Origin of the sequence: Salinarimonas soli (assembly GCF_008386575.1) — a bacterium.
GTDB lineage: Bacteria > Pseudomonadota > Alphaproteobacteria > Rhizobiales > Beijerinckiaceae > Salinarimonas_A > Salinarimonas_A soli.
In genome coordinates, this window is the sequence record NZ_VUOA01000023.1 from 80577 (window position 1) to 86576 (window position 6000).

Genomic DNA, 6000 nt, shown 5'->3' on the forward strand with positions numbered 1-6000 from the left:
GCGGAGCCGCGTGGAGTCAAAGGCGGCGTTCGGTCCGAGGGCAGAACAGGGAGGCTCGCGAGAGGTCGGCCGCGATCTCGACGAGGTCCCCGGCCCCGACCCCCGGGTCGCGCTCCAGCCGCGCCACGATCGCGGCCTCGCCCCATGCGAGGCGCGCGAGGGTGTCGGCGCCCGTGGGCTCGAGCGAGACCACCCGCATCGCACCCAAGGAATGGCTGCCGAGGCGCGGGCGGCCGATATCCTCGGCGCGCAAGCCGAGCACGACCGGGCGTCCGGGCTCCGGCGGTTCGCTCCAGGCATAGCCTGGCAGGGGCAGGCGGTGGTCTCCGAGCTCGAGGGCCGGGACACCGGCCTCGGCCACGAGCCGGGCGGGGACGAGGTTCATGCGCGGCGCGCCGACGAAGCCCGCCACGAAGGCCGTCTGCGGCCGGTTGTAGACCTCGCGCGGCGTGCCGACCTGGAGGATGCGCCCCGCCCGCATCACGGCGAGGCGGTCGCCGAGCGCCATGGCCTCGGCTTGGTCGTGGGTGACGTAGAGGGCGCACGCCTGTGTCCGGGCGTGAACCCGCCGGATCTCGTCACGCAGGTCCGCCCGCAGGGCGGCGTCGAGGCTCGACAGGGGCTCGTCGAACAGGAACGCGTCCGGGTCGCGCACCAGCGCTCGGGCGATCGCGACACGCTGGCGTTGCCCGCCGGAGAGCTGGGCGGGACGCCGGTCGAGGATGTCCTCGATCCGCAGGAGCCGCGCCGCTTCTATCAGGCGCGCCTGGGCCTCGGCGCGCGGCACGCCGCGCATGCGCATCCCGAAGGTCACGTTGCGGGCGGCGCTCATGGTCGGGTAGAGGGCAAGGCCCTGGAAGACCACCGAGACGTTGCGCTCGCCGGGCTCCAGGCCGGTCACGTCGCGCCCGCCGATGGAGACGCGGCCCCCGTCGAGATCGACGAGCCCCGCCGCGGCCGCGAGCAGGCTCGACTTGCCGCAGCCCGACGGGCCCACCAAGGCCACGAGCTCGCCCGGCGCGATCTCCAGCGACACCCCGTCGAGCGCCGTGACCGACCCGTAGGCGAGCCGCAGGTCGGCGAGGCTCAGGTCCTTCACCGGGCGCCGCCCAAGGTCAGGCCGCGCACGAACCAGCGTCCCGCGAGCCAATAGACGAGGAGCGCCGGCGCCGCGACGAGGAGCACGCCCGCCATGTTGACGTTGTATTCCTTCGTGCCGACGCCGTCGTTGATCAGGTTGTTGAGCCTCACCGTCACGGGCGGGTTCGGGCCGCCGAACACGAGGGAGAAGAGATAGTCGTTCCAGATCGCCGTGAATTGCAGCGCCACCGCCACCGCGAGGATCGGCCAGGACAGGGGCAGGAGCACGTGGATCAGGATGCCCCAGAACCCCGCCCCGTCGACCCGCGCCGCCGCGACGATCTCAGGGGGCACGCCGATGAAGAAGTTGCGGAAGAGCAGGACCGTGTAGGGCATGCCGTAGGCGATGTGGACGAGGACGAGCCCCTCGACGGTGCCGAACAGGCCGAGCCGTCGCAAGGTCAGCGCCACGGGCAGCAGCACGGCCTGATAGGGCAGCACGTTCGCCACGATCACGAGGGCGAAGGCGAGCCGGGCGCCGGGCAGGCGCCATTGGGTGAGGGCGTAGCCGCTGACGAGGCCGATCGCCACCGAGCCCGCGACGGCCGGGAGGGTGATCCGCAGGGACGTCAGGAAGCCCCCGCGCAGGCCCTCGCACGACGCCCCGATGCAGGCCCCCGACCAGGCTTTGGCGAGGGGGGCGATCGTCCAGTCGCGGGGAGGGGCCAGCATCGAGCCGTCGACGATGGCGGCGAGCGGCTTGAGGGCGGTGACGATCACCACGTAGAGCGGCAGCAGGAAGACGAGGCCGGCTAGCCCTAGGGCCGCCCAGACCAGCGCCTCGCCGGCGGAGAACCGGGCGCGGCGCGCCCTCATGCCGGCCGGCGCCGCGTCAAGGCGAGGGAGAGATAGGGCACCACGATCGCGGCCGCCGCGAGGGTGAGCACCACCGCCGCCGCGGCCCCGACCGCGAGGTGCCCGCGGGCGAACATGTGGTCGTAGACGTAGAGCGCCGGCATGTCTGTCGCGTAGCCCGGCCCGCCGCCCGTCATCGCGACCACGAGGTCGAAGGCGCGTGCGACGCCGAAGGCGAGGAGCAGGAGCACGGTCATCGCATGCGGCCCGAGCATTGGCAGGACCACGTGGAGATAGACCCGGTGAGCCCCGACGCCCTCGACCCGCGCGGCGCGCCACAGGTCCGGGTCGACGCCCCGCAAGCCCGCCGAGAACACCGCGAGCGCCATGCCGGCGACGTGCCAGGCTCCCGCGAGGGCAAGGGCGTAGAGGGCGGTTCCGGGCCGCACGAGATGGTCGAAGGCGAAGGTCTCGATGCCCCAGGCCCGCACGCTCCGCTCGAGACCAAGGCTCGGGTTGAGGATCCATTGCCAGACGAGGCCCGTGACGAGCCAGGAGACCGCGACGGGGTAGAGGAACACCGTCTCGGCGAGGCCGGTGCGCCGCCCGCGGCGGTCGAGCCAGTCCAGGACGACCGCGAGAGCGAGGCCCGCGAGGGCCGCCGTCGCGACGAGGGCGACCCCGAAGACGAGGAGGTTGCCGAAGGACTCGACGAAGCGCCGGTCGCCCATGACCGCCGCGTAGTTCGCCGCGCCGACGAAATCGGCGCGGGGCAGGAGCCGCGACGAGGTGAGGGAGATGGCGGCCGTCCAGCCGAGAAAGCCGTAGAAGGCGACTCCGAGGAGGAGCGCCGCGGGGGCGAGCGCCAGGGCCGCGGCGACCCGTCCGGAGACGAGCCGGCGCCTCAAGCGCGCGTCCGGGCGATGGCGTCGCGAAGGTCGGAGGCCGCGCGCTTCGGGTCCGCGCCCTCCGTGGTCCAGAAGCGGTGGACGACCTCGTAGAGCGCCGCCCGCATGGCCGTGGTCATGCCCATGCTGAGCGAGGCCACCACCTCGCCCTCGCCGCGGGTGAGGCGGGCGGCGGCGCGGGCGCCCTCGTCGTAGCGCGCGAGGTCCACGTCGGTGCGCGTCGGGATCGAGCCCTTCACGAGGTTGAAGTCGTGCTGCACGCCGGGGCTCATGACGAGCCGCGCGAAGGCATCCTGCGCCTCGGCGATGGGGGCGCTCACCGCGCGGGGCATGCAGAAGGCGTCGACCACTGCGAGGAAGACGCCGTCATTGCCCGGCGCCGGGCGCGCCAGATAGTCGGCGCCTGCCTTGAGGCCGGCCTTCTCGAGCTCGCCGCGGGACCAGTCGCCCGTGAACAGGAAGCCGGCGCGACCGGAGGAGACGAGGTTGGCGGTGTCGGTCGGGCCGCGATTGGGGCTGCCCTTGTCCACGAAGGGGCGCAGGCGGCCGAAGGTCTCGAAGGCGGCCGCGACGGCGGGCAGGTCGCCGCTCACGTCGTGCTCCACGCACATGCGGCGCATGAGGTCCGCCCCGCCCGTGCCGACGACGGCCTGGGCGAAGACGAGGGCCTCCTGCCAGGGCTGGCCGCCGAGCGCGATCGGGATCGTGCCCGCCGCGCGCAGGCGCTCGCAAGCGGCGATCGCCTCGTCCCAGGTCCGCGGCAGCTCGGCCCCGGCCTCCTCCAGCCGGCGGCGATGGGCGAACATCCAGTTGGCCCCGTGCAGGTCGATGGGGGCCGCGACGTAGCGGCCGTCGACCTTCATCTGCGCCGCGACGGCGGCGGGCAGGATCGCGTCCCAGCCCTGCGCGGCCGCGGCCGCCTCGACGTCGCGGATCACCCCGTCGGTGACGAGGCGCGGCAGGTCGGGGCCCACATGCCAGAGCATCGCGCCGGGCGCCGCCCCGCCGAGCACCCGCGTCATCGCGGCGGCCTTGGCGAGGTCGGGCCCCTGCACCGTCACGTCGAGCCAGGTTCCGCCCTCGGCTTCGAGGGCGCGCCGCACCACGCGGATGGCGTCACTCTCGCTGCCGCCCGCCCACCAGTGCACCACCTCGAATCGCTTGCCCGAGAGCCCGGTGAGGCCCGCGGCCCGGCTCCAGGTCGGAGCGGCGGCCGCGAGGGCCCCGATGAGGAACGCGCGCCGGTCGAGCGCCAGTCCGTCGATGGTCGGCATCGGTCCACCCTCGGTCGTCGATCTTTGGATGGGGCGATGGGATGCGCCACCCGACCAAATGTCAAGGTGGCGGGCGGCCCGTATGCAAGCGGATTTTCGGGATCGCACGATGGCGGCGCGCGAGCGCCCGCGAAACGGGTCAGCCCTCGCGCGCGGCGGCGAAACCCTCGATCTCGCGGGCGATGGCGTCGACCAGCGCGGTGTCGTCGCCTGCCATCCCGGCCATCGCCGCCATGCGGGCAACGGCGGCAGCGGCGACGCGCTCCTCGACGGTGCCCTCCGCGAACAGGTACCAGATCACCGCCCGCCGCCCGTCCCGGTGGCAGCGGCCCTCGATCTGCTGGAGCTGGATGGCGCTGTGGCGCATATCGTGGACGAGGAGGGCGCGGGGCTTGTCGCCGCCCGGCATCTCGCCCTGATGCAGCGAGATCGCCTCGGTCACCGTGAACACCACGGCGTCGAGCTCGCCGCGCTGGAAGGCGAGGCGCGTCTCCTCGTTCGCCGCTCCGGTCCGCTCGCCCGTGATCGATCCGACCGGCCAGCCGCGTCCCGCAAGCGCCTCGACGAGGTGGGCGCCGGTCTCCAGGAACGCGACCGAGATCGCCACGGCCTGCCCGTTCTCCAGAAGGTCGTCGGCGAAGTCGGCGGTGCCGGGCACCCGCAGCAGCGAGGCCTTCTGCCGGAAGCGCAGGTCGGCCGCCCAGCCCTTCGGGTGCCGCGTCGAGCCGCCGGCAAGCCCCAGCTCCCTACGGAACTCGCGCCACGTCGCGTCGTAGAGGCGTCGCGACGGCGCGTCGAGGGCGGTGGGGGCGAGCTCGCGCTGCACCTCGGGCCAGCCCGCGATGTCGCCGGGCCGCCGGCGCAGGCCGATGGCGGCGTCGCCCCGATAGAGGAGGCCCGCCATGGTCCTGCGGTCGTCCTCGTTGGGCGTCCAGCTCCAGTTCTGCCAGCGTCCCTTGGCCCGGCCGATGCCGAGCCGCTTCATGAGCTGGCGGAACCCGTCGAGGGTGTCGGCGGGCACGCCCGCGGCGTGGCTGAGCAGCTTCCCGAGATAGGACAGCTCGTGCGGCGCCTGGCCCGCGGTGGCGCTGGCATAGACCACGAAATTGGCGGCGGCCGCCATCTGCCGGCAGGCGAGGCCCATCTGGGAGTTCGGGTTGCGGATGCGGTGGCTCTCGTCGAACACGACGAGGGGCCAGGTGCGCTTCGGGCGGCCGTGCCGGGCGAGCTCGTTGTTCTTGGCGCGGGTCGAGCGCTTGCTGCTCGCGGGCGGTGGGGCGAGCAGCGACTTCGTGCGCTCGTAATTGGTCAGGGTCACGGCTTTCGCCTGAAGTCCCGACAGCGCGATGGTGCGCCGCCATTGCGGCATCGCCCCCTTGGGGCAGACGATCAGGATCTCGTCCTCCGGCATCGCGGCGAGCGCGTGCCAGATCGACAGGGTCTTGCCCAGACCCGTGAGGTCGCCGAGCAGGAAGCCCGGCCGCCCCGCGGCTCGTGCTGCCAAGATGGCGCGGGCGGCCTCGGCCTGATGCGGGCGCGGGACGAAGCGGTCGGCTGGGGGAGGGGACGCGGCATCCATGGGCGCCGGTCGTACCCGGGCCGCGCGCCCGGGGCAACGCGGCGACGGCGCGCCGCTCAGCCGTCGACCGGCGCGAGGGCCGCGGCATCGAGGTCGATGAAGTGGCCGGCGCGGTCGCGCTTGGAGGCGAGGTAGCGCACGTTCTCCTCCGTGCGACGCCCCACCACCCGCTCGTCCGACACCACCGCCAGACCCGCCCGCCGCAGCGCCGCGATCTTCTCCGGGTTGTTCGTCAGAACCCGCACCGCGCTCACGCCAAGCGCCCGCAGCATCGCGCCCGCGAAGTCGAACCGGCGCTGGTCGA

5 protein-coding genes and 1 pseudogene are annotated in these 6000 nt (G+C 73.7%); all 6 read right to left on the reverse strand.

Annotated features, from left to right (window positions below; translation table 11 throughout):
• Positions 1-16 precede the first annotated feature (16 nt).
• Positions 17-1099, reverse strand: a complete 1083-nt coding sequence (locus F0L46_RS13475) for an ABC transporter ATP-binding protein (RefSeq protein ID WP_188311961.1) — start codon at positions 1097-1099, stop codon at positions 17-19.
• Positions 1096-1956, reverse strand: coding sequence for a carbohydrate ABC transporter permease (locus F0L46_RS13480; RefSeq protein ID WP_149818364.1), 861 nt, complete (start codon positions 1954-1956; stop codon positions 1096-1098). Before F0L46_RS13480 ends, F0L46_RS13475 begins: the two co-directional genes overlap by 4 nt.
• Positions 1953-2843, reverse strand: coding sequence for a carbohydrate ABC transporter permease (locus tag F0L46_RS13485; RefSeq protein ID WP_149818366.1), 891 nt, complete (start codon positions 2841-2843; stop codon positions 1953-1955). Before F0L46_RS13485 ends, F0L46_RS13480 begins: the two co-directional genes overlap by 4 nt.
• Positions 2840-4117: an ABC transporter substrate-binding protein gene (locus F0L46_RS13490; RefSeq protein ID WP_149818367.1), complete on the reverse strand. Its 1278-nt coding sequence runs from the start codon at positions 4115-4117 to the stop codon at positions 2840-2842. Before F0L46_RS13490 ends, F0L46_RS13485 begins: the two co-directional genes overlap by 4 nt.
• Positions 4118-4256: 139 nt before the next feature.
• Positions 4257-5696: an SNF2-related protein gene (locus tag F0L46_RS13495; protein ID WP_149818369.1), complete on the reverse strand. Its 1440-nt coding sequence runs from the start codon at positions 5694-5696 to the stop codon at positions 4257-4259.
• A 56-nt stretch (positions 5697-5752) separates the two neighbouring features.
• Positions 5753-6000: pseudogene (locus F0L46_RS13500) on the reverse strand (GTP cyclohydrolase II RibA); the annotation flags it as partial.